16 protein-coding genes, 2 tRNA genes and 3 rRNA genes are annotated in these 25,399 nt (G+C 40.6%); 17 read left to right on the plus strand and 4 right to left on the minus strand.

Going from position 1 to position 25,399, the window contains the following annotated elements:
• The 6 genes from dnaA to HLV59_RS00030 all read left to right on the plus strand — a co-directional run bounded on the left by dnaA (window position 1) and on the right by HLV59_RS00030 (window position 7,751).
• Window positions 1-1,407: a chromosomal replication initiator protein DnaA gene (gene dnaA, locus HLV59_RS00005; protein WP_016143909.1), complete on the plus strand. Its 1,407-nt coding sequence runs from the start codon at window positions 1-3 to the stop codon at window positions 1,405-1,407.
• A gap of 97 nt (window positions 1,408-1,504) precedes the next feature.
• Window positions 1,505-2,653: a DNA polymerase III subunit beta gene (dnaN, locus tag HLV59_RS00010; protein WP_002115478.1), complete on the plus strand. Its 1,149-nt coding sequence runs from the start codon at window positions 1,505-1,507 to the stop codon at window positions 2,651-2,653.
• A gap of 14 nt (window positions 2,654-2,667) precedes the next feature.
• Window positions 2,668-3,750: a DNA replication/repair protein RecF gene (gene recF, locus HLV59_RS00015; RefSeq protein WP_002115479.1), complete on the plus strand. Its 1,083-nt coding sequence runs from the start codon at window positions 2,668-2,670 to the stop codon at window positions 3,748-3,750.
• A gap of 52 nt (window positions 3,751-3,802) precedes the next feature.
• Window positions 3,803-6,271: a DNA topoisomerase (ATP-hydrolyzing) subunit B gene (gyrB, locus tag HLV59_RS00020; RefSeq protein WP_171429022.1), complete on the plus strand. Its 2,469-nt coding sequence runs from the start codon at window positions 3,803-3,805 to the stop codon at window positions 6,269-6,271.
• 35 nt (window positions 6,272-6,306) lie between these two features.
• Complete coding sequence (cybC, locus tag HLV59_RS00025; RefSeq protein WP_171429024.1) at window positions 6,307-6,699, plus strand: cytochrome b562; 393 nt, start codon at window positions 6,307-6,309, stop codon at window positions 6,697-6,699.
• A 125-nt stretch (window positions 6,700-6,824) separates the two neighbouring features.
• Complete coding sequence (locus HLV59_RS00030) at window positions 6,825-7,751, plus strand: TolB-like translocation protein (protein ID WP_171429026.1); 927 nt, start codon at window positions 6,825-6,827, stop codon at window positions 7,749-7,751.
• 48 nt (window positions 7,752-7,799) lie between these two features.
• Here the strand turns inward: HLV59_RS00030 and HLV59_RS00035 are convergent, their stop codons facing one another.
• Complete coding sequence (locus HLV59_RS00035; protein WP_031949368.1) at window positions 7,800-9,728, minus strand: ATP-binding cassette domain-containing protein; 1,929 nt, start codon at window positions 9,726-9,728, stop codon at window positions 7,800-7,802.
• A 253-nt stretch (window positions 9,729-9,981) separates the two neighbouring features.
• Here HLV59_RS00035 and HLV59_RS00040 point away from each other — a divergent pair, with 253 nt between their 5' ends.
• The 4 genes from HLV59_RS00040 to erpA all read left to right on the plus strand — a co-directional run bounded on the left by HLV59_RS00040 (window position 9,982) and on the right by erpA (window position 14,065).
• A complete protein-coding gene (locus HLV59_RS00040) occupies window positions 9,982-10,986 on the plus strand; it encodes a putative solute-binding protein (RefSeq protein ID WP_171429028.1) in 1,005 nt (334 codons plus the stop codon).
• Window positions 10,987-11,241: 255 nt separating this feature from the next.
• Window positions 11,242-12,249, plus strand: a complete 1,008-nt coding sequence (locus HLV59_RS00045) for a putative solute-binding protein (RefSeq protein WP_003656045.1) — start codon at window positions 11,242-11,244, stop codon at window positions 12,247-12,249.
• Between the two features lie 351 nt (window positions 12,250-12,600).
• The gene (locus HLV59_RS00050; protein ID WP_171429030.1) at window positions 12,601-13,605 is read left to right on the plus strand and encodes a putative solute-binding protein; all 1,005 of its coding nucleotides are present in this window, start codon (window positions 12,601-12,603) and stop codon (window positions 13,603-13,605) included.
• A 124-nt stretch (window positions 13,606-13,729) separates the two neighbouring features.
• The gene (gene erpA / locus HLV59_RS00055) at window positions 13,730-14,065 is read left to right on the plus strand and encodes an iron-sulfur cluster insertion protein ErpA (protein ID WP_002115421.1); all 336 of its coding nucleotides are present in this window, start codon (window positions 13,730-13,732) and stop codon (window positions 14,063-14,065) included.
• A 60-nt stretch (window positions 14,066-14,125) separates the two neighbouring features.
• Here erpA and HLV59_RS00060 read toward each other — a convergent pair whose 3' ends face one another.
• Together HLV59_RS00060 and HLV59_RS00065 are read right to left on the minus strand one after the other, a co-directional pair.
• Window positions 14,126-14,968 (minus strand): alpha/beta fold hydrolase, encoded by an 843-nt coding sequence (locus HLV59_RS00060; RefSeq protein ID WP_171429032.1) that lies wholly within the window; start codon window positions 14,966-14,968, stop codon window positions 14,126-14,128.
• A gap of 127 nt (window positions 14,969-15,095) precedes the next feature.
• A complete protein-coding gene (locus HLV59_RS00065) occupies window positions 15,096-16,223 on the minus strand; it encodes an anhydro-N-acetylmuramic acid kinase (RefSeq protein WP_171429034.1) in 1,128 nt (375 codons plus the stop codon).
• Window positions 16,224-16,284: 61 nt separating this feature from the next.
• Between HLV59_RS00065 and tyrS the strand changes: the two genes are divergently transcribed.
• The 7 genes from tyrS to HLV59_RS00100 all read left to right on the plus strand — a co-directional run bounded on the left by tyrS (window position 16,285) and on the right by HLV59_RS00100 (window position 24,430).
• Window positions 16,285-17,517 (plus strand): tyrosine--tRNA ligase, encoded by a 1,233-nt coding sequence (gene tyrS / locus HLV59_RS00070; protein ID WP_151748508.1) that lies wholly within the window; start codon window positions 16,285-16,287, stop codon window positions 17,515-17,517.
• Between the two features lie 828 nt (window positions 17,518-18,345).
• Window positions 18,346-19,883 (plus strand): 16S ribosomal RNA (locus HLV59_RS00075).
• A gap of 59 nt (window positions 19,884-19,942) precedes the next feature.
• Window positions 19,943-20,019 (plus strand) — tRNA-Ile (locus HLV59_RS00080).
• A 55-nt stretch (window positions 20,020-20,074) separates the two neighbouring features.
• Window positions 20,075-20,150, plus strand: a tRNA-Ala gene (locus tag HLV59_RS00085).
• Window positions 20,151-20,504: 354 nt separating this feature from the next.
• Window positions 20,505-23,395: ribosomal RNA gene (locus tag HLV59_RS00090) — 23S ribosomal RNA — on the plus strand.
• Between the two features lie 182 nt (window positions 23,396-23,577).
• Window positions 23,578-23,692 (plus strand): 5S ribosomal RNA (gene rrf, locus HLV59_RS00095).
• The 16S, 23S and 5S rRNA genes sit together here with 2 tRNA genes alongside, the layout of an rRNA operon.
• A gap of 138 nt (window positions 23,693-23,830) precedes the next feature.
• Complete coding sequence (locus HLV59_RS00100) at window positions 23,831-24,430, plus strand: glutathione S-transferase family protein (protein WP_171429035.1); 600 nt, start codon at window positions 23,831-23,833, stop codon at window positions 24,428-24,430.
• 55 nt (window positions 24,431-24,485) lie between these two features.
• On the opposite strand, the gene HLV59_RS00105 is transcribed toward HLV59_RS00100, so the two are convergent.
• The gene (locus HLV59_RS00105) at window positions 24,486-25,190 is read right to left on the minus strand and encodes a TIGR04219 family outer membrane beta-barrel protein (RefSeq protein ID WP_079748570.1); all 705 of its coding nucleotides are present in this window, start codon (window positions 25,188-25,190) and stop codon (window positions 24,486-24,488) included.
• Between the last annotated feature and the right edge of the window lie 209 nt (window positions 25,191-25,399).

Genomic DNA, 25,399 nt, shown 5'->3' on the forward strand with positions numbered 1-25,399 from the left:
ATGCTTTGGACAGACTGCTTAACTCGCTTGCGACAAGAGCTATCTGATAACGTCTTTGCGATGTGGATTCGCCCATTAGTTGCTGAAGAAGTAGAAGGAATACTGCGTCTTTATGCACCTAACCCTTATTGGACGCGTTACATTCAAGAGAACCATTTAGAATTAATTTCTATATTGGCCGAACAGTTATCTGAGGGACGTGTGCGTCAGGTTGAGATTTTAGTTGATTCTCGTCCTGGCAGTATTTTGTCATCGAGTGAACAGCCAGCAACTACAACAGCTGCTTTACACAGTGCACCTCAACAAACTATTAAAGTAAAAAAAGAACCAGATTCAATTTCTAGTTCAACTACTAGTGGTGTTGTAAACACTAAAACACCGAAAAAGAAGCTATTAAATCCTCAATTTACTTTTTCTTTATTTGTTGAGGGCCGTTCGAACCAGATGGCTGCTGAAACATGTAGAAAAGTATTAACTCAATTAGGTGCTTCACAGCACAACCCTTTATTCTTATATGGTCCGACAGGATTGGGTAAGACTCACTTGATGCAAGCGGTTGGTAATGCTTTATTGCAAGCCAAACCTAATGCACGGGTGATGTATATGACCTCTGAGAGCTTCGTTCAGGATTTTGTAAGTTCTTTGCAAAAAGGCAAAGTTGAAGAATTTAAGAAAAATTGCCGTTCTTTAGATTTACTGTTGGTTGATGATATTCATCTCTTAGCTGGTAAAGAAGCAAGTTTGGTTGAATTCTTCTATACATTTAATGCTTTACTTGATGAATCTAAACAGATTATTTTAACTTCAGATCGTTATCCAAAAGAATTGACCGAGTTAGATCCGCGTTTGGTATCTCGCTTTTCTTGGGGACTTTCTGTAGGTGTTGAGCCACCAGATATTGAAACTCGTATCGAAATTCTATTGAAGAAAGCTGAAAATAGCGGCGTTGATTTACCTCGGAACTGTGCGTTATTTATTGCACAACAAGTGGTTGCCAATGTACGTGAACTTGAAGGTGCGCTCAATAAAGTCGTTGCAATTTCCCGTTTTAAAGGTGCGCCAATCGATCTTGATGTTGTCCGTGAGTCTTTAAAAGATGTATTGGCAATTCGTGCGCGTACAATTAGTGTAGAAAATATCCAACGTGTGGTCAGTGAATATTTCCGTATTCCTTTAAAAGAATTGGTTGGACCAAAACGGACACGAATCTATGCTCGACCGCGTCAGTTAGCAATGGGTCTTGCTCGTGAGTTGACGGGTGATAGTTTTCCTGAAATTGGAATGGCTTTTGGTGGGCGTGACCATAGTACGGTGATGCATGCTTGTGAAAAAGTTGTGAGTCTTCGAGAGGAAGATCCGATTTTTGACGAAGATTATAAAAATCTACTGCGTCTACTTCAGAGTTAATGAAATAATAAGACGTTGTTGCAAAGTCTACGTAAGTGCAGCATAGTACACAGCTAAAAAATGAAATATTTGCTCCAAGTTGCTAGAGGAATGAATCGTGCGTTTGAAAATCGCTAAAGAAAGCTTACTCAATGTTTTATCGCATGTTGTTGGTGCGGTAGAACGTCGTCATACATTGAATATTCTTTCAAACGTCAAAATTCAGACTAATGCTCAGGCACTCACCATTACTGGTTCTGATTTAGAAGTCGAGCTGGTTGCCAGTACTGTTTTAACAGAAGGGGCATGCATTGAAGCAGGTGAAACAACTGTTCCTGCTCGTAAGTTGATGGAAATTTGTAAATCATTGCCTACAGCTGCATTGATTGATTTACAAATTACTGAAGATCAAAGATGTATCTTAAAATCTGGTAATAGCCGTTTTGTATTAGGTACTTTACCGGCAGAAGATTATCCATTATTGACGACTGAAAATAGTCAAGGTACACAAGTACAGGTCACCCAACGTGAGTTAAAGCGTTTATTTGAAAAAACTGCTTTTGCGATGGCTGTACAGGATGTGCGTTTCTATTTAACTGGTACTTTATTAGAAATTGATGAAAATCAATTGCGTGCAGTAACAACAGATGGACACCGCTTAGCACTTTGTGAAATTACTGCCTCTTCTACATCATCTCAATTGGTTCAAGCAATTGTGCCTCGTAAAGCTGTGGGTGAATTGCAGCGTTTACTCAGTATTGAAGATGAACAATTAACGTTACTCATTGGCCGTGAATTGTTAAATGTAACGATTAATACACCAAGCCGTGACAAAGAGCAGGGCGATATCACTGTTCGTTTTACGACGAAATTGATCGATGGAAAATTCCCTGATTATCGTCGTGTAATTCCACGTGGTGGCGATAAACATGTGTTAATTAGCCATGATGTGTTTAAACAATCATTACAACGTGTCGCAATTTTGAGTAATGAGAAGTTACGTGGTGTTTTCTTGAATTTTAATCAAGACTCTTTACAACTGCGTGCAAATAACCCTGAACAAGACGAAGCGATTGAAGATTTAGCGATTCAGTATCAAAACATACCGCTTGAAATGTCATTTAATGCGCAATATTTACTAGATGTTTTAGGTGTACTTGATGGTGATGATGTCAATATGAGCATGACTGAGGCAAACCAGTCTGTATTGGTTCAAGATCCGGCACATCCTGACCAGACCTATGTCGTTATGCCGATGCGTGTATAATCTGGCTATCTAATATGCATCTTACGCGTTTAAATATTGAACGTGTGCGTAATTTAAAAACGGTTGCACTCCAAGGGTTGCAACCGTTTAATGTATTTTATGGCGCTAACGGTTCAGGAAAAACTTCAATTCTGGAAGCAATCCATTTGCTTGCAACAGGGCGGTCATTCCGTACCCATATCCCCAAAAATTATATTCAATATTCTGCCGAAGATGCGATTGTCTTCGCCCAGTCTGCAACTGAAAAAATTGGCATGCAAAAGTTAGCCTCTGGTGAGCAATTGATGAAGGTCAATGGCGATACGGTGGCTACACAAGGGCAATTGGCTAAACTGCTGCCTTTGCAACATATTGATCCACAAAGTACAGATATTATTGATCATGGGGCAAAACCTCGCCGTCAGCTTTTAGATTGGCTGATGTTCCACGTGGAACCTGAGTTTTATTTTGCTTGGCAATATTATTCTCGTGCATTAAAACAGCGTAATACCTTACTTAAAACCAGACGGAATATTTCTTTAGCGGATTTAGAGCCGTGGAACAAAATGTTGAGTGATTATGGGGAAATTTTACACTCTCAACGTTTAAGTATTGTGGAACAATGGAATGTCTTTTTTCAAAATGATTTAAGTCAATTACTACCTGATCTGGAGATTGAACTGGAATATAGTCCAGGTTTTCATACAGAGCAGGGACTCATGCAAGACTTGCTGAATCAACACCAAAAAGACATCGAAAGACGCTATACCGAATATGGTCCACATCGTGCAGATTTGCGCTTAAAAACCCCGTTTGGACATGCTGACGTTGTTTTATCAAGAGGTCAGAAAAAACTGCTGATTATTGCCTTAAAACTGTCACAAATTGCAATGTTGCATGCGAGTAATAAGGAAACTGTGGTATTATTAGATGATCTGACAGCAGAATTAGACTTAACCGCACAACAACGTTTAATTGAACGATTAAGCCAACTTGGTAGCCAGGTTTTTATGACAACTTTAGATCATGCATCGGTAAAAAAACACTTACATGATCTGTCTATTTCATATCAATTATTCAATGTTGAATCCGGTCAAGTTAGTCTTGCTTCACCATAATTTTTTGATGTTACCCATCTTTGAATAAACCTATATTTGCTAGGGAGAAACCATGAGTTCAGAGTCTCAATCAGCCTCTCAAACAGAACAAACCAATGAAAAGGCTTATGATTCCTCTAGTATTAAAGTATTACGTGGATTAGATGCAGTTCGTAAACGTCCGGGGATGTATATTGGGGATACAGACGACGGTACCGGTTTACACCATATGGTATTCGAGGTTGTCGATAACGCAATCGATGAAGCTTTAGCGGGACATTGTGATGAAATTATTGTCACTATTCACGAAGATGAATCAGTGAGTGTTTCTGATAATGGCCGTGGTATTCCAACCGATATCCACCCTGAAGAAGGGGTTTCTGCAGCAGAAGTAATTCTTACGATCTTGCACGCAGGCGGTAAGTTTGACGACAACAGCTATAAAGTTTCAGGTGGTTTGCACGGCGTAGGCGTTTCAGTTGTAAATGCGCTTTCAAGTAAATTACATTTAATTATTAATCGCGCTGGCCAAGTGCACGAACAAGAGTATCACCACGGTGATCCTCAATATCCATTACGTGTGATTGGTGAAACGGATAAGAGTGGTACAATCGTACGTTTTTGGCCAAGTGAACTAACATTTAGTCAAACTATTTTTAACGTTGAAATCCTAGCGCGTCGTTTACGAGAGCTTTCATTTTTAAACGCGGGCGTGCGCATTGTTTTACGTGATGAACGTATTAACCTTGAGCATGTATATGACTACGAAGGTGGTTTATCTGAGTTTGTAAAATACATTAATGAAGGTAAAACTCATCTAAACGAGATTTTCCATTTCACTGCAGATACCGAAAATGGTATTGGTGTAGAAGTTGCATTGCAGTGGAACGAAAGTTATCAAGAAAATGTGCGTTGCTTTACCAACAATATTCCTCAAAAAGATGGCGGTACGCATTTAGCTGGTTTCCGTGCGGCTTTAACACGTGGTCTGAACCAATATCTTGAAAATGAAAATATTCTCAAGAAAGAAAAAGTCAATGTGACAGGTGATGATGCTCGTGAAGGTTTAACGGCGATTATTTCGGTCAAAGTACCTGATCCGAAATTCTCATCTCAAACTAAAGAAAAACTGGTATCAAGCGAAGTAAAACCAGCGGTTGAGCAAGCAATGAATAAAGAGTTCTCTGCTTACTTACTTGAAAACCCGCAAGCTGCAAAATCTATTGCCGGTAAAATTATTGATGCTGCACGTGCACGTGATGCTGCGCGTAAAGCTCGCGAAATGACGCGTCGTAAGAGTGCGCTAGATATTGCTGGTTTACCAGGTAAATTGGCAGATTGTCAGGAAAAAGATCCGGCACTTTCTGAATTATATCTAGTCGAGGGTGACTCTGCAGGTGGTAGTGCTAAGCAAGGCCGTAACCGTAAGATGCAAGCTATTTTACCGTTGAAAGGTAAAATCCTGAACGTTGAACGTGCACGCTTTGACAAAATGATTTCAAGTCAGGAAGTGGGTACTTTAATCACTGCACTTGGCTGTGGTATTGGTCGTGAAGAATATAACCCAGATAAGCTTCGCTATCATAAAATCATTATTATGACCGATGCTGACGTCGATGGTTCTCACATCCGTACCTTGTTGTTAACGTTCTTCTTCCGTCAAATGCCGGAATTGGTTGAGCGTGGTCATATTTATATTGCTCAGCCACCTTTGTATAAATTGAAGAAAGGTAAGCAAGAACAATACATCAAAGATAATGATGCATTAGAAACGTATCTCATCTCAAATGCGATTGATGAGCTATCCTTGCATACCAATGCTGAAGCACCTGCAATTACAGGTGAAGCTCTTGCAAAAGTGATTCAGGACTATCAAGTTTCACAAAAGAGCTTACAGCGTTTAACTTTACGTTATCCAGCGAGCTTACTGGATGCTTTACTTGAAGTAGAAGCATTCAAGAGCGATCAGAACCACGATGAAGCTTATGTACAACAATGGGCTGATCAGGTACGCGATATCATTACCAGATTACAGCCAAGCTTACGTCCGGAAATTTCATTAGAGGCATTTGAGCGTGAAAATGCTCAGGGTGAAAAATCTGCACATTACTGGCCACGTATTACGGTGTATGTACATAACCTGCCACATGCGTACTTGCTTGATGCAGCTTTATTGAATTCAGCTGAGTATGCACGTTTGTTGAAAAACTCGAAGAGTTGGTTCACTTTACTTGAAGATGGCGCTTATTTACAAAAAGGTGATCGCCGTATTCAAGTGGCTAACTTCCATCAAGTTTGGCAACACATTTTGCAAGATTCTCGTCGCGGTATGATGATCCAACGCTATAAAGGTCTTGGAGAGATGAATGCTGAACAGCTTTGGGAAACGACAATGGATCCTGAAAACCGTAATATGTTGCAGGTAACAATTGACGATGCGATTGAAGCAGATCGTATGTTCTCTTGCTTAATGGGTGATGACGTTGAACCACGTCGCGCATTCATTGAAGAGAATGCTTTAAATGCGGATATTGATGCTTAATTCATAACATGATTCTAAATCAGTCTAGGGAGAGAATGATGAGTCAGAAGTTATTAGCTAGCCTTTTAATTTCATGTGCGGTTTTAGGAAGTTCTGCTGTTTCGGCGGCAGACCTAGAAACGAGTATGAAAACTTTAGCTAAGAGTACTAAAGCATTTGCTGAAGCAAAAGATACTGATAACGCGAAACAACAGCTTGTTGTAATGCGTGAAGCAGCTGTTTCTTCTAAGCAATATTTACCGCATAAACTCGAAGGTTTGCCAAAAGAAAATGTAAAGGTAAAAGAGTACCAAGCTGGTTTAGATCAGCTTGTTGCCGAGATTGATAAAGTAACTGCTTTGGTTGAGCAAGGACAATTAGATCAAGCCAAAACTGAAGCAATCAATTTAGTCACAATACGAAATGAAAATCATAAAAAATTTAGATAATTGTTTATGATATTTAAAGAAAAGGCTTTGTTTAGTTTAAGACAAAGCCTTTTCTTTTTATAAGAACTGAACTTTTAAACTGCCATTTAAGTGGTAGTTTTTATTTATATCAAGAGAATATAATTTTGAAAAAAACTCACATACTCTTATGCATTGGGATCATTTTTTTTAATTGTTTATTTCAACTGCATGCTGCGATAGCCCCCACCTTTTACGGAAAATTAGTATTTCATCGTTATAGTGATTATGACGCATGGGACAGTAAGCTTTATTTGTATAACTTCACAACACAGCAGACTACATTACTGGGCACAAATTGGAAAATTGACCATATGATGAATGGCCATTTCTCTCCAGATGGAAAATGGTTAACTTTCATGGGAGTGAACTCTGGGCAGCATTATGGTGATGCATGGGATGTATATGTTTGGAAAGTCGGAAGCACTGAGTTACCCATTAACTTAACTCAGGGCAATAATAAGCGCGATGAAGATCCTAAATTCATAGATAACCAGCGTATTATTTTTAAACAAAATGGCGATCTAAAAATCGTTAAAATGACTGATCGGACGATGACTTCTGTCACGCAAAATGGTTGGGACATAGAAGAGTCGATGCCTTATCCAATGGTGAATACTACTCAAATCTTATATGCGAAAGGTGCTGGAAATAATTCTCGAATTTTCAGTATTGATCAGTCGGGTGCTTATGATACACAGCTGACCAATATCGCTTCATATTATCCAGTATGGTGGCAAGGAAGTCGGTTCTTATATGTACGCTGGTACAGTCCAACAAATCCTCATGACCAGATCTATATCTATGATATGGCTAATAAACAAACTATACGTTTACCATTTAACAGTATTAATTATGATACTTCCGATCCAGCTCCTTTAGATCAGCGTTACATGGTTGTATCTCTTGCAGGACAAACAGGAAGTCGAGGTGGTTACGATTTATATATCGCTGACAGTCTATCAAGCAATGTTTGGCCTTTACCAATAAATACCAATTTAAATGAATTAGGGGCTTTTTATACGCCTTACTAATCAATAAAAAGCCGATTAAGAAATCGGCTTTTTATTTTAGAAAATAGATTAATCAAAAGAAGCTTCCATTTCTTCCAATTCCATCATGAGTTCTAATAGCTGCTCTTCATATTGTTCAAGTTTAGCTTTTAGCTCTGTCTGTTCATTCATAAGTTTGAGTAGATCATCCTTACGTGCAGCGTCATATAAAGAAGAATCAGCTAAGGATTCTTCAATTTTGGCAAGCTGCGGTTGTAGCTTTTCAATTTGAGACTCAACCTTTTCAATATTTTTACGAATAGGTCGAGTCTGTTCACGACGGCGAGCCGCTTCTTTACGCTGTGCTTCTTTATCAACTTTAGCTGGGGCAACAGTGGTAGAGGATGAGTTAGTCTGTGCTACTGCAGTCTGAGCATTGATTTGTTGCTGGCGTGCTTCACGTAGCCATTTTGCATAATCCTGTAAATCGCCTTCGAACTCAGTACATTTACCGCCATGTACTAAAAGAAGCTCGTCACAAACACTTGCAATGAGTTGGCGTTCATGGGAAACCAGAACAACTGCACCTTCAAAATCTTGTAATGCCATGCTCAGTGCATGACGCATATCAAGATCTAAATGGTTTGTCGGTTCATCGAGAATTAAAACATTTGGACGCTGCCATACAATGAGTGCTAGGGCTAAACGAGCGCGTTCTCCACCAGAAAAGCTTTCACATGGCGTATCCATGCGTTCACCACTAAAGCCAAAACTACCTAAGAACGAACGTAGGGTGGCTTCGCTAATTTGTTTATCTGCTATACGGGCAAGCTGTAACATTGGACTAGCATTGCCATCTAAAGCATCCATTTGGTGCTGTGCAAAGTAACCAATGTTAAGCAGCTCGGAAGCTTTACGTTCACCTGCCAAGAGTGGTAGATCACCAACCAAACTCTTAATTAGTGTTGATTTACCTGCGCCGTTCATCCCAAGTAAACCAATACGTGAGTTTGGTGTAATTTGTAATCTAATTTTTTCGGCTATTTGCTTATCACCATAACCAATGCTGGCATTATCTAAAGTCAGCAAAGGAGAGCTCATTTTAGTCGGTTCACGGAAACTAAAAGTAAATGGCGTATCGATGTGAGCGGGTGCAAGTTGCTGCATGCGTTCAAGTTGTTTAATACGACTTTGTGCCTGACGAGCTTTAGTCGCTTTTGCTTTAAATCGGTCAATAAATTTTTGTAGATGAGCACGTGTTTCTTGCTGCTTTTCAAAAGCTTGTTGTTGTTGAGCAAGACGTTCACTACGTGTGGTTTCAAATGTAGAGTAGTTTCCGGTGTAAAGCGTGAGTTCTTGATTTTCAATGTGAAGAATATGATCTGTAATCGCATCTAAAAAGTCGCGGTCATGCGAAATTAGAATGAGTGTACCTTCATAGGCTTTAAGCCAATCTTCTAACCACAGAATTGCATCCAAATCTAAGTGGTTTGTTGGCTCATCCAGTAAGAGTAGATCAGAACGACTCATGAGGGTACGCGCCAAATTTAAGCGCATACGCCATCCACCCGAGAAGCTCTCAACGTTCAAACGTAATTGATTTTCTAGAAAACCAAGGCCTGCCATGAGCTGCGCAGCTTTAGAGGGCGCTGAATAACCATGGATTTCATCAAAACGGCCATGCAATTTAGCCAATTCAAAATCAGTCAGTTGATCTGGTTGAGCAAGCTTATTTTGTATATCCCAAAACTCTTCATCACCTGAAAGAACAAAATCAATTGCAGGCATATCTAGGGCTTTTACTTCTTGCGCCATATGCGCCACGGTCCAGCCTGTCGGACGAGTAAGTGAACCTTCATCTGCACCTAAACTTCCAAGTAATGCAGCAAATAAGGTCGATTTACCTGCGCCATTTACACCAGTTAGACCAATCTTCCAACCTGGGTGTAATTGCATAGACGCTTTTTGAAATAGAACACGTCCACCGCGGCGTAAAGAAACTTGGTCAAATTGAATCATCTTATTGTATCGAGGTGAGTTAGGGATGCTGTATTTTAAAGAGAACTGCCGATGAAAACAAAACTTTCCGGATTTTAGTGAGCAGGTATTAATAATTAGATATATCCAGACATTCTAAATTTCGCTATTCATCCGAAATTTTCAAAATATTGAACAAGATAGAATACTTTTAAAAAAATATGGCTAAAATAAAAACAGTTTGAAATTTGGTTGATTAATGAGCTACTAATAAAACTAGACTAAGGAAAGTCAAATGAAAAAAAGATTGGGGATAATTGGTGCAGTATTTTGCTGTGCTGTGGGGACAGTACATGCTGGGCAAAGTGTCTGTGTGTTTGATTTATTAGGAAAGTCAGGTGAATCCTATAAAATGATGGAAGAGTGGGCGCTTGCAGCGAAAGAATGGCAAGCAGATATCACTTTAATTCCATTTCAAGATGAAGGCTTAGTTGACCGTAGACTGCGTGAAGGAAAATGTGACGCCGCTTATATGACCTCCATGCGGGCGCGAAATTATAATAAATTTGCAGGTTCAATTGATGCGATTGGAGGGGTAACCAGTAATGCAATCGCCCAAAAAGCTATTAGTTATGTTTTAGATAAGCGTAATAAACATCGCATGGTGACTACACAAACTGGAACCAATTACGAGGTCGTTGGTATTGTTCAGATTGGATTGGCTTATTTATTTGTAAGAGATAAAAACCTCAACTCAATTGAAAAAGTACGTGGGACTAAGTTTGCTATTTTGCAATATGACGCAGCACAAAAAATTATGGTGGAAAGCGTTGGCGCTCAGCCCATTCCTTCAGAAATTACCGATTTTGTGAAAAAGTTTAATAGTGGCCAAGTCGATGCAATTGCGGCACCAGCCTATGCTTATAAACCTTTAGAGATTGGTAAAGGGGTCGGCGTGAAAGGGGCAATGTTTACTTTCCCCGTAGTTAACGTTACGGGTGATTTAATTGCCCGAAGTGATAAGTTCCCCACAGATTTCGGTATAAAGTCACGTGCTTGGTTTATACAAAAATTACCTCAGAATTTTGCCATGATAAAGCGGCTAGAAATGGGTGTACCCTCAAAAATTAAAATTAATTTTTCAGCAGAAGACAAAACTAAATATCAAAAAATTTTACGTGAAGGTCGCCTCAGCTTAACAAAACAAGGTGTATACGATGCAACCATGATGAGTGTGCTGAAGCGTGCTCGCTGTACAGTTGAACGAACAAATTTTGAATGTACGCTTAATAGGGAGTAGTTTATTTTTTAAACACAAAAACGCTACATATATTTCAAAGCTGAATATGGGTATGAAAATTGTGAATATAAAAAATAACTTACGGAAAATTAGCAATTTTTCGTTTTAATAAATAATTTAAATCGAACAAACAATGGTTCAATGAGATAAAAATATTTGAGTAAAAGCTCTATTTTTTTCTAAAAAACATGATTAATATCTGTGTTTGAAAGGAAACTTCAAACAAAAAATCTGTTCCGTGGAAGGATGAAGAAAATGAAAAAAATCGTACTTGCTATGGCTGCCGCTTCTGTTGTTGGTTTTTCTGCTTCAGCGCAAGCAGCGAGTACCGTATGTGTATTCGACCTCTTAGGAAAAGCAGGCGACTCATATAAAATGATGGAAGAATGGGCTCTAGCTGCAAAAGGCTGGGGTACTGAAATTAACTTAGTTCCTCGTCAGGACGAGGCTGTTGCTGATAATGATTTTAAAGCGGGTAAATGTGATGCTGTAGCAATGACAGCAATGCGTGCACGTCAATATAACAAATTCGCAGGATCTATCGACTCACTCGGTGGTGTTCCAAATAACCAAATCGCTCAACGTGCAATTACTTATGTATTAGATGCGCGTAATGCAGCAAAAATGACCACGAATATGGGTGGTAAAAAATACGAAGTTGCTGGTATTTCTCCGCTAGGTTCAGCATTCATTTTCGTACGTGATAAAAACATCAACTCTGTTGAAAAAGCTGCGGGTAAAAAATTCGCTGTATTGGGCTATGACGATGCACAAAAAATTATGGTGCAGCGCGTAGGGGCCCAAGCGGTTCTTTCTGATATCTCAAACTTTGCTGCTAAATTTAACAATGGTCAGGTAGATATGGTAGGTGCGCCTGCTTATGCTTATAAACCATTAGAATTAAATAAAGGTTTAGGCGCAAACGGTGTAATGTGGAACTTCCCTGTATTACACGTTACAGCAGATCTAGTATTACGTTCTGATAAATTCCCAGCTGGTTTTGGTCAAAAATCTCGTGACTGGTTTGTTAAACAGTTGCCTAAGAACTTTGCAATGATCAACCGCTTAGAAGCGCAAATTCCTGGCAAATACAAAATGAACTTAAGTGCAGAAGATAAGCTTAAGTATCAAAAAATGTTGCGTGATGGCCGTATGGACTTAACTAAACGCGGTGTTTACGATGCAGGAATGATGTCTGTACTCAAAAAAGCACGTTGTTCTGTAGATAAGGCTAACTTTGAATGTTCGATGCCTGGTGAATAATCCTAATTTCTTTCAAAAAGCCTAGACTGAGTTCTAGGCTTTTTGTTTTATATGTGCTGTCAGTTCTGCCATTGTGGTTAGTTAGAAAGACGTTAAGCTAAATTTAGATAAAAACTTCATAAGGAAACATGAAGGTATAAAAATGGATCAAGGACTTGAATGATTAAATAATTGTTAATAGATAGGTCATTCGCTATCTATTTTTCATGAAAATCAAATCATAAAAGCAAATACGGTCTATAAAAGTACTCCAACATGATTTTTAGATGAGGTCTATCCGATTCATACCTGATCGGTGTGAAATTTCTTGGTATCGAAAAACAAAAACTCCACAAGGAAAGGAAAAAGAATATGCAATTTTCCAAAATGCTATTACTTGCGATGGGACTTACTACAGTTTCTTTTGCAGCTCAGGCTAAACAAACAGTATGTGTTTTTGACTTCGTTGGAAAAAATGGCGATGTCTATGCACTGATGAAGGATTATCAACTTGCCGCTAAAAACTGGGGAGCTGATATCGAGCTTAAAGTAAATCAGAATGAAGCCGTGATTGCGGAAGATTTTAAAGCGGGTAAATGTGATGGTATTAGTGTGTCAGGGATGCGTGGACGCCAATTTAACTCATTCACAGGGTCATTAGACGCAATTGGTGCCATTCCTGATCTCAAGCTTGCTGTAAAAGTGATGCAAGGTTTAGCGAGTCCAACTTTTAGTAAATATATGGTGAATGGTCGCTATGAAGTTGTCGGTGTTATTCCGGTTGGTGATGCGTACCTTCTAGTAAATGATCGCAGCATCAATACGGTAGCAAAAGCTGCAGGTAAGAAAATTGCTGTTCTTGACTATGATGAAGCACAAAAAATTATGGTTCAGCAGGTTGGGGCACAGGCTGTGAGTGCGGACGTCACAAATTTCGGTGCGAAATTTAATAATCATCAAGTTGATATTATTGGTGCGCCAGCAGCAGCATTTAAACCTTTGGAGCTACAAAAAGGTTTGGGCACAAAAGGTGCGATTGTGAATTATCCAATCTTACAGGTCACGGGAAATATTATTATCCGTCCAGATAAATTCCCTGCTGGTTTTGGGCAAAAATCTAGAGAATGGGTTTCGGGTCAACTACCACGTGCTTTTACCATCTTGGGTAAAATGAAAACTGATATTCCACAAAAATACTGGATGGATGTCCCAGCAGCCGATAAACCAGGTTACCAAAAGCTCATGCGTGAGTCTCGAATTAACCTTACACAACGCGGTGTGTACGATAAACGTATGATGAAATTACTATGGCAATTCCGTTGTAAGCAAGATGCTAAAAACTTCGAATGTGGCTTACAAGATGAGAATTACAAATAATCTTGATAAAAATACTCAAGATTCGCTTTAAACTTCGAAGACAGACCCTATATTGATTATGCTATACTCAATATAGGGTCTTTTTTATTTTGAAAGGCACAGCAAAATCCGAGGAACAATCATCATGAATGCCCAAGCTCTAGTTTTGACAGATAATGCTGCCAATAAGGTACGCCAACTCCGTGATAGTGAAGGGAATGACGATCTCATGTTACGTGTATATGTAACGGGAGGCGGGTGTTCAGGGTTTTCGTATGGCTTTAATTTTGCTGAAAGCGTAAATGAAGATGATGCAGAATTCGTAAATGGCGATGTAAAAATGCTGGTTGACTCACTGAGCTACCAATATCTCATTGGTTCAGTAGTTGATTACGTAGAGGGCCTAGAGGGTTCGCGTTTTATCGTACAAAATCCGAATGCAACAACAACATGTGGTTGTGGTTCTTCATTCTCGATTTAACAGAATTTTAAAATTTAAAAAACCTCTCCGTAACGAGAGGTTTTTTTATTGATCAAATTATTATTTTTCACGGATAGATTCTAAAAAACATTGCACGAGTTCAGGTGCATTCTGATAAGGAATCCAATGCGACGCTTCCATAAAAACTGCGTCATAACTATTTTTAAAATAATTTGAGTTTAGCTCGGCACTTTTTTCTGTAACGGCAATATCATGTTTACCCCAAATAAAGAGAGTAGGAACATCTATGGCTTTAAATGGATTTTGAGGCTTGTCCCAAAAAAAGCCACGATACCAATTCAACGCCGTAGATAATCTCTTTTCCTTTATAAACTCAGCCTCGAATATTTCAATTTGCTGCTCGGTCATGCCAGATGACTTCAGAAACTTATGACCCAATTTAGGCAACTTTTTAAATAAAAGTTCGGGCAGAATCGGTAGCTGAAAAATTGCAAAATAATAAGATTTAAAAAGTTGTCTACTGCTTAAACAAGCTTTTAAAAATGCAGCTTGGTGGGGCACAGAAACTAAAGTGAGATGTTGAATATATTGTGGATATTTCATGGCAACCCCCGAAGCGATTGCCGAGCCCCAGTCATGCCCAATTAAATAAACTGGCTGACCAAGTTGCTCAATTAAACTCGCCACATCTTCTACAAGTTCGCTCAGTGAATATTGAAATCGGCTTTGAGGCCTAGCATTTAAACTATAACCGCGTTGATGAATCGCAAGTGTTCGAAATCCATACTGATGCAATAATTCAGAGGTTTGCTCCCAACTATGAGCAGTCTCTGGAAAACCATGCAATAAAACAACGAGAGGACCATCTATAGGCCCCGAATCAATCACATCGAATGTCCAAGCCCCACGTGTGTATTGTTGAATACGGTTGGTCAGATCCATGAAAAAATGCCTTAAATTATTTTTGTTGGCATTTATCATGAGTTTTTATGTTCATTTAAATAACAGCATTTCGGGTCAGTAAATGTGCTATGAGGTCGAATCTAACCAAACCAATCAATAAATAGTTTTATACCGCCGTGATCGTACCTAGGATTCTGAAATCCGAAGCACCTGTTACTGCTGGCAAATTACCACTTAAACCATTTACAAAACGCATTGCCAACCATGCAAATGCTGTAGCCTCTACCCAAGTAGGGGATAGCCCTAAAACATCTGTAGGTTGAACAGACCAATTATGCTTACGAAGACGCCAACGTAATTGTTCTAATAAATAAGAGTTATAAGCACCACCACCACAAACATATACTTCGCCTGTTTCCATCTCAGAGCGATAAATCGCTTTTTGAATGGCACGCACAGTAAGCTTTAATAAAGTGGCTTGGATGTTTTCCGGTGTATCTTCTAGCTCATCGTAAGTTAAATCATTTCGCCAATCGATTAACTGATCATCTAACCAGTCAATATTAAAGTCTTCACGTCCTGTGCTCTTAGGCGGTTCTTTAGAAAAATATTCATGTGCATGAAGACGATCGAGCAAAGAACGGATAGGATGACCATAAGCAGCCCAATCACCATTTTCATCATATGGATGACCTGTATGGCGATGACACCACGCATCCATCAAAATATTTGCAGGGCCCGTATCAAAACCAAATACACCTTCAGGGTTATTGGCAGGCAGCATACTCACATTGGCAATACCACCTAAATTCAAAATCACACGATGAATACTCGGATGTTGAAATAATGCTTGATGGAAAGCTGGAACTAATGGCGCGCCTTGACCGCCTGCTGCCATATCTCTACGACGGAAATCTGAAACAACCGGAATCTGAGTAATTTCAGTAATAATATTGGGATCACCAATTTGTAGTGTAAATCCATGTTCTGGACGATGACGAATGGTTTGCCCGTGTGAACCAATTGCTTTAATTTGGCTACGGTCTAATTGGTACTTTTCAATGAGAGTATTAATCCCATCACCAATCATTTTGGCTAGAGCAACATCAGCTTTACCCATGCGGTCAATTTCATTGTCATCGGGTAAAGTTAATGCCATAAGCTCATCACGTAACTCGGGTTCGAATGGAACTGTAAGTGTGGCATGAAGCTGTAGTGGCTCAAATGAAGCCGCAACAATATCCACACCATCCATACTAGTGCCAGTCATTACGCCGATATAGATTGCGCTCATATGCAACTTCCCCTGCAAGACGCTGAAAAAATGTTAGTATATCGCACAAATTGAATAACTGATGTGTTTAGGTTTTGTGATGTCAAATTTCTTGCCCGCCGAAGAACAGCTTGCCCTCATCCAACGAGGCACGCACGAAATTATTTCAGAAGAAGATTTACTGAAAAAGCTTAAAGAGAATCGTCCTCTTAAAATTAAAGCTGGTTTTGATCCTACAGCACCAGATTTACATTTAGGACATACCGTTCTTATTAATAAATTAAAAACTTTCCAAGATTTGGGCCATGAAGTTACCTTCTTGATTGGTGACTATACAGCGATGATCGGTGACCCAACTGGTAAAAGCGCAACTCGTCCGCCGTTGTCACGTGAACAAGTAGAAGCTAACGCTAAAACTTATCAAGAACAAGTTTTCAAAATATTAGACCCAAATAAAACAAAAGTACGTTTTAACTCAGAATGGTTTAATCAAAAATCTGCTGCTGACCTTATTCAGTTAGCAAGCCAGCAAACCGTATCTCGCATGTTAGAACGTGATGACTTTACAAAGCGTTATAGCAACCATCAACCGATCGCAATTCATGAGTTTTTATATCCTTTAGTTCAAGGTTATGACTCAATTGCGCTTGAAGCTGACGTTGAGTTAGGCGGTACAGACCAGACCTTTAACTTACTTATGGGTCGTACTTTACAAAGTCGTTATGGTCAAGAATCACAAGTGTGTATCACTGTTCCGATTCTAGAAGGTTTAGATGGCGTAAATAAAATGTCTAAATCTTTAGGTAACTATATTGGTGTATTTGATACGCCAGGGGCAATGTACCAAAAAGTTTTATCAATGCCCGACTCTTTAATCGAGCGCTATTTCGATTTATTAAGTTTCAAATCTCTTGATGAGATCAAAGCTTTATTAGATGAAATTGCTGCTGGTCGTAATCCACAAGAAGTAAAACGTATCCTTGCGCTTGAGCTAGTTGAACGCTTCCATGATGCAGAAGCTGCTGCTAATGCCCATAAGAGTGCTGGTAACCGTATTACAGAAGGTGAAGTACCTGAAGACACACCGGAAGTAACTATTTCACTTGGTGAGTTTGGTGGAGAAATCTTTATTGCTACCATTCTACGTGTAGCAGGCCTAAATCCGAATGCAGCAGCTGCAAAAGATGCTGTAGCTCGTGGAGCAGTAAAAGTTGACTGGAACGCGGTTGATGCAAGTTTCTCTGTAAAAGAAAACGGTACTTTCATTATTCAGTCAGGTAAGAAAGCAATTGCACGTGTAATTTTCACTGATTAATAAGAAAGTTATATGGTGATAAAAGCAGGAGTAATCCTGCTTTTTTTATTTTAGAGTTACCAAAGTAATTAAACGTTCCACGTGGAACCATCTAAACATACTTATATAGTTAAAGAATTAAATTAAAAACAATAAGAAATATAAAGCAGGGTAGAGCATTTACTCTATTACTTCTTTGGATTCTTTGGATTCTTTGGATTCTTTGGATTCTTTGGATTCTTTGGATTCTTTGGATTCTTTGGAATTAAGGGAATATATATGTCTATAAACTCTATTGAAGACATCAAAAATCTAAGATGAAGTTTGTTTTCCCAAAATAAGAATTAATAAAAGTGATAGAAACGCCTAAAAAAAAGTCATATATATCACTTTTTTCGCAAAATAGTAGAAAAAAACGGCACTCAAGTGAAAAAGGCTGAAATACCCCTTGCAAAGGGAATTGGATGGTCTATAATGCACATCCATCGGCGGTGATGCAGATAGAAACTTGTTGAAAAACAGTTACTTGTGATTAGATTGGTTGCTTTAAGTGATGAATTTGATGAGAAGTTGGTTTAGAGGATAAGTTTTAAAAATATCGAAATTACCTGTTGACTTTTAAGAGATTAAGAGTAATATAGCCGACCTAGCTTGCTGGTGACGAACCAGTAAGAAGATCATTAAGAGAATTGAAGAACAACTTGTGTGGATTTTTACTGATTGATTAATCGAAATAATTTTCATTGATTGATTGGTTTAAATTACTCGAAGTTTATTTGAGCGAAATTTAAGTCAGTAATTGATGAGCCAGAATTGGCACCTTGTCTTTAATAAGGTGCAAAATGATTTTAACTGAAGAGTTTGATCATGGCTCAGATTGAACGCTGGCGGCAGGCTTAACACATGCAAGTCGAGCGGGGTGATGGTGCTTGCACTATCACCTAGCGGCGGACGGGTGAGTAATGCTTAGGAATCTGCCTATTAGTGGGGGACAACATTTCGAAAGGAATGCTAATACCGCATACGTCCTACGGGAGAAAGCAGGGGATCTTCGGACCTTGCGCTAATAGATGAGCCTAAGTCGGATTAGCTAGTTGGTGGGGTAAAGGCCTACCAAGGCGACGATCTGTAGCGGGTCTGAGAGGATGATCCGCCACACTGGGACTGAGACACGGCCCAGACTCCTACGGGAGGCAGCAGTGGGGAATATTGGACAATGGGCGCAAGCCTGATCCAGCCATGCCGCGTGTGTGAAGAAGGCCTTATGGTTGTAAAGCACTTTAAGCGAGGAGGAGGCTACTTTAGATAATACCTAGAGATAGTGGACGTTACTCGCAGAATAAGCACCGGCTAACTCTGTGCCAGCAGCCGCGGTAATACAGAGGGTGCAAGCGTTAATCGGATTTACTGGGCGTAAAGCGCGCGTAGGCGGCTAATTAAGTCAAATGTGAAATCCCCGAGCTTAACTTGGGAATTGCATTCGATACTGGTTAGCTAGAGTGTGGGAGAGGATGGTAGAATTCCAGGTGTAGCGGTGAAATGCGTAGAGATCTGGAGGAATACCGATGGCGAAGGCAGCCATCTGGCCTAACACTGACGCTGAGGTGCGAAAGCATGGGGAGCAAACAGGATTAGATACCCTGGTAGTCCATGCCGTAAACGATGTCTACTAGCCGTTGGGGCCTTTGAGGCTTTAGTGGCGCAGCTAACGCGATAAGTAGACCGCCTGGGGAGTACGGTCGCAAGACTAAAACTCAAATGAATTGACGGGGGCCCGCACAAGCGGTGGAGCATGTGGTTTAATTCGATGCAACGCGAAGAACCTTACCTGGCCTTGACATAGTAAGAACTTTCCAGAGATGGATTGGTGCCTTCGGGAACTTACATACAGGTGCTGCATGGCTGTCGTCAGCTCGTGTCGTGAGATGTTGGGTTAAGTCCCGCAACGAGCGCAACCCTTTTCCTTATTTGCCAGCGAGTAATGTCGGGAACTTTAAGGATACTGCCAGTGACAAACTGGAGGAAGGCGGGGACGACGTCAAGTCATCATGGCCCTTACGGCCAGGGCTACACACGTGCTACAATGGTCGGTACAAAGGGTTGCTACCTAGCGATAGGATGCTAATCTCAAAAAGCCGATCGTAGTCCGGATTGGAGTCTGCAACTCGACTCCATGAAGTCGGAATCGCTAGTAATCGCGGATCAGAATGCCGCGGTGAATACGTTCCCGGGCCTTGTACACACCGCCCGTCACACCATGGGAGTTTGTTGCACCAGAAGTAGCTAGCCTAACTGCAAAGAGGGCGGTTACCACGGTGTGGCCGATGACTGGGGTGAAGTCGTAACAAGGTAGCCGTAGGGGAACCTGCGGCTGGATCACCTCCTTAACGAAAGATTGACGATTGGTAAGAATCCACAACAAGTTGTTCTTCATAGATGTATCTGAGGGTCTGTAGCTCAGTTGGTTAGAGCACACGCTTGATAAGCGTGGGGTCACAAGTTCAAGTCTTGTCAGACCCACCATGACTTTGACTGGTTAAAGTTATAGATAAAAGATACATGACTGATGATGTAAGCTGGGGACTTAGCTTAGTTGGTAGAGCGCCTGCTTTGCACGCAGGAGGTCAGGAGTTCGACTCTCCTAGTCTCCACCAGAACTTAAGAGAAGTTCGGATTACAGAAATTAGTAAATAGAGATTTTAGGATCTTGGTTTATTAACTTCTGTGATTTAAGTATCACGGTATTAAGCATGACCTGACGAAGGCATGTTTATTCATTAACAGATTGGCAAAATTGAGTCTGAAATAAATTGTTCACTCAAGAGTTTAGATTAAGCAATTAATCTGAATGAATTGAGAACTAGCAAATTAACTGAATCAAGCGTTTTGGTATATGAATTTAGATTGAAGCTGTACAGTGTTTAAGTACACAGACAACAGATAGTAGCGATGAAGAATCGCACGGACAACACTCACTTGTAGGTGTTGACGACTGTTTGGGGTTGTATAGTCAAGTAATTAAGTGCATGTGGTGGATGCCTTGGCAGTCAGAGGCGATGAAAGACGTGATAGCCTGCGAAAAGCTCCGGGGAGGCGGCAAATATCCTTTGATCCGGAGATTTCTGAATGGGGGAACCCACCTACTTTAAGGTAGGTATTGCAACATGAATACATAGTGTTGCAAGGCGAACGAGGGGAAGTGAAACATCTCAGTACCCTTAGGAAAAGAAATCAATTGAGATTCCCTCAGTAGCGGCGAGCGAACGGGGATCAGCCCATTAAGTTATGTGTGTTTTAGTGGAACGCTCTGGGAAGTGCGAACGTAGAGGGTGATATTCCCGTACACGAAAGGGCACACATAATGATGACGAGTAGGGCGAGGCACGTGAAACCTTGTCTGAATATGGGGGGACCATCCTCCAAGGCTAAATACTCCTGACTGACCGATAGTGAACCAGTACCGTGAGGGAAAGGCGAAAAGAACCCCTGTGAGGGGAGTGAAATAGATCCTGAAACCGCATGCATACAAGCAGTGGGAGCCGACTTGTTCGGTGACTGCGTACCTTTTGTATAATGGGTCAGCGACTTATATTCAGTAGCGAGGTTAACCGTATAGGGGAGCCGTAGAGAAATCGAGTCTTAATAGGGCGTTTAGTTGCTGGGTATAGACCCGAAACCAGGCGATCTATCCATGAGCAGGTTGAAGGTTGGGTAACACTAACTGGAGGACCGAACCCACTGTCGTTGAAAAGCCAGGGGATGACTTGTGGATAGGGGTGAAAGGCTAATCAAGCCTGGTGATAGCTGGTTCTCCCCGAAAGCTATTTAGGTAGCGCCTCGGACGAATACCATAGGGGGTAGAGCACTGTTTCGGCTAGGGGGTCATCCCGACTTACCAAACCGATGCAAACTCCGAATACCTATGAGTACTATCCGGGAGACAGACTGCGGGTGCTAACGTCCGTAGTCAAGAGGAAAACAATCCAGACCGCCAGCTAAGGCCCCAAAATCATAGTTAAGTGGGAAACGATGTGGGAAGGCATAGACAGCTAGGAGGTTGGCTTAGAAGCAGCCACCCTTTAAAGAAAGCGTAATAGCTCACTAGTCGAGTCGGCCTGCGCGGAAGATGTAACGGGGCTAAAACTATGTGCCGAAGCTGCGGATTTGACATTAGTCAAGTGGTAGGGGAGCGTTCTGTAAGCCGATGAAGGTGTATTGAGAAGTATGCTGGAGGTATCAGAAGTGCGAATGCTGACGTGAGTAACGACAAAACGGGTGAAAAACCCGTTCGCCGAAAGACCAAGGGTTCCAGTCCAACGTTAATCGGGGCTGGGTGAGTCGACCCCTAAGGCGAGGCCGAAAGGCGTAGTCGATGGGAAATTGGTTAATATTCCAATACTTCTGTGTAATGCGATGAGAGGACGGAGAAGGTTAAGTCAGCCTGGCGTTGGTTGTCCAGGTGGAAGGATGTAGGTATGTATCTTAGGCAAATCCGGGGTACTCTATACTGAGATCCGATAGCAAGCTGTACTTGTACAGTGAAGTGGCTGATACCATGCTTCCAGGAAAAGTCTCTAAGCTTCAGTTACACAGGAATCGTACCCGAAACCGACACAGGTGGTCAGGTCGAGTAGACCAAGGCGCTTGAGAGAACTCTGCTGAAGGAACTAGGCAAAATGGTACCGTAACTTCGGGAGAAGGTACGCTGTTGTTGGTGATGGAACTTGCTTCCTGAGCTGACGACAGCCGCAGAAACCAGGCCGCTGCAACTGTTTATTAAAAACATAGCACTCTGCAAACACGAAAGTGGACGTATAGGGTGTGATGCCTGCCCGGTGCTGGAAGGTTAATTGATGGGGTTAGCGTAAGCGAAGCTCTTGATCGAAGCCCCAGTAAACGGCGGCCGTAACTATAACGGTCCTAAGGTAGCGAAATTCCTTGTCGGGTAAGTTCCGACCTGCACGAATGGCATAATGATGGCGGCGCTGTCTCCAGCAGAGGCTCAGTGAAATCGAAATCGCTGTGAAGATGCAGTGTACCCGCGGCTAGACGGAAAGACCCCGTGAACCTTTACTGCAGCTTGACACTGAACTTTGACCTTACTTGTGTAGGATAGGTGGGAGGCTTTGAAGTTGGAACGCTAGTTCCAATGGAGCCGTCCTTGAAATACCACCCTGGTAATGTTGAGGTTCTAACTCTGTCCCGTTATCCGGGACGAGGACCGTGTCTGGTGGGTAGTTTGACTGGGGCGGTCTCCTCCTAAAGAGTAACGGAGGAGTACGAAGGTGCGCTCAGCGTGGTCGGAAATCACGCGTAGAGTATAAAGGCAAAAGCGCGCTTAACTGCGAGACCCACAAGTCGAGCAGGTACGAAAGTAGGTCTTAGTGATCCGGTGGTTCTGTATGGAAGGGCCATCGCTCAACGGATAAAAGGTACTCTGGGGATAACAGGCTGATACCGCCCAAGAGTTCATATCGACGGCGGTGTTTGGCACCTCGATGTCGGCTCATCTCATCCTGGGGCTGAAGCAGGTCCCAAGGGTATGGCTGTTCGCCATTTAAAGAGGTACGCGAGCTGGGTTTAGAACGTCGTGAGACAGTTCGGTCCCTATCTACCGTGGGCGCTGGAAATTTGAGAGGATCTGCTCCTAGTACGAGAGGACCAGAGTGGACGAACCTCTGGTGTACCGGTTGTGACGCCAGTCGCATCGCCGGGTAGCTATGTTCGGAAGGGATAACCGCTGAAAGCATCTAAGCGGGAAGCCTACCTCAAGATAAGATTTCCCTAGGAATTTATTCCTCTAAAGAGCCGTTCGAGACTAGGACGTTGATAGGTTGGATGTGGAAGCATAGTGATATGTGAAGCTGACCAATACTAATTGCTCGTGAGGCTTGACTATACAACACCCAAGCAGTTGTATATGAAGCATCAATCGATTCATAAACATGCAAAGCAACTTGATTTAGTTATACTACTAGCTAAAATGAACAAATTCAGATTCAATCAGCCCGTCTGTCAAGATTTGGAAAACGCAACGTATCACACAGTGAATAAAACGAAGCAAGTATCCATACCAGTTGTGCTGGCGACCATAGCAAGAGTGAACCACCTGATCCCTTCCCGAACTCAGAAGTGAAACCTCTTAGCGCTGATGGTAGTGTGGGGTTACCCATGTGAGAGTAAGTCATCGCCAGCTCATTATTCAAACACCCCCACTCTTTGAGTGGGGGTGTTTTTTATTGCCTAAAATATATTAAAAATACTAAGGACGAGCTGTGCTATAAATACTAAGAAAATTAATCTTTCAAATATGTATAATAAGGGAAAAGCATCTATGGTAATTTATGGTGATGTAGGTTCGGGTAACTGTTATAAGATTAAACTATTACTTTCCTTATTAAATATTAGTCATAGATGGATCCACGTTGATATTTTAGAAAAAGAGACTCAAACAGCAGATTTTTTATCCTTAAACCCTAATGGAAAAATACCTGTATTAGTCCTAGATGATGGTCGTGTTTTAAGTGAATCCAATGCTATTTTAGGTTACTTAGCTGAGGGAACAAAATTTATTCCTACAGATCCTTTTATTAAGGCCAAAATGTATCAGTGGATGTTCTTTGAGCAGTATAGCCATGAACCATTTATTGCAGTGGCTCGTTTTATTAATAAATATTTAGGCCTACCGTCAGAAAGAATAGAGGAATATCATAATTTACAGCCAAAAGGCCATAAAGCACTAACTATTATGAATAAAGCTTTAGCAGATCATGATTATCTTGTTGGAAATCAATTAACTATTGCTGATATTGCCTTATATGCATACACTCATGTCGCTGAGGAAGGTGGTTTCGATTTAAGGTTATACCCAAATATTCAAGAGTGGTTCCAGAAAATTCAAGAGCATTCAAGATATGTAAGTATGACGGAATAAAAAAGAACTCTTAGAGTTCTTTTTTATTATGAAAAAATTTTGAAGTTTTTCTGATTTAGAAATGTGCTTCTAGACCTACATATGGACCTTTAAACTCAAATTTAAGATCATTGTTATCGTAGTCATCTAAATCGATATTAAGTACGCGATAGCCTGCTGTTAGACCAAGATCAATGAGTAGGTTATCTGCAAATTTATACTTCACTTCTGCTAATGCATCTGTAATTCGTGCATCATCAAAGTTTGTATATGTTGCTTCACCTTTAGCACTTAAGCCTGTAAATGGAAGCTTTACTTCTCCTGACAAATAAGCGATAGGATAAGTTTTATCAATATCCACGCGTTTACCTGTATACGCAGTAATATCACCATTTAATACTGTTGCGCCAAGACCAGCATCTACACTTACGATATTGTCTAGTAATTCATAGTAGAGGATAAAATCGCTATGATCTAAATCAACTTTATAGTTGGCTTGACCTAAAGTTTCTGATTTAGTTTCAGTATCTAAATTTACATAACGAATTTTTGCATTTGGAATAAATGGGATTGGGTGTTCTACTGCTAATGAGAGTTGAGCACTACCTTTTTGATCTAAATCTTGATCATCCGGAAATTGAGAAGACATATTAGCTTTACCGTCATAGAACCAATAGCCAACTTCTCCTTTTACTCCTACAAAGTCTGCTTGAGCAAAACCACTTAGGCCCATCCCGAGCGTTAATAAAGATATTTTTAATATTTTCATTTGTGCATCCACATAGAAGAAATCTTTGAGCGCATGATATAGACATCTTGCTACAGATGCATTGATAAAAAATAAGGATCTTAAGCGGGTAATAGAAGTAAATTTTTAGTTATTAAAAAAGTTTATTTATTTCAAATAATTATTATTTTATTTTTAATTTAGTGGATTTTCATTTATCTAAAATTTTTAGTATAAATTTTGTCATTTAATAATATAGGGTT

The organism is Acinetobacter lactucae (genome assembly GCF_013122135.1).
Classification (GTDB): domain Bacteria; phylum Pseudomonadota; class Gammaproteobacteria; order Pseudomonadales; family Moraxellaceae; genus Acinetobacter; species Acinetobacter lactucae.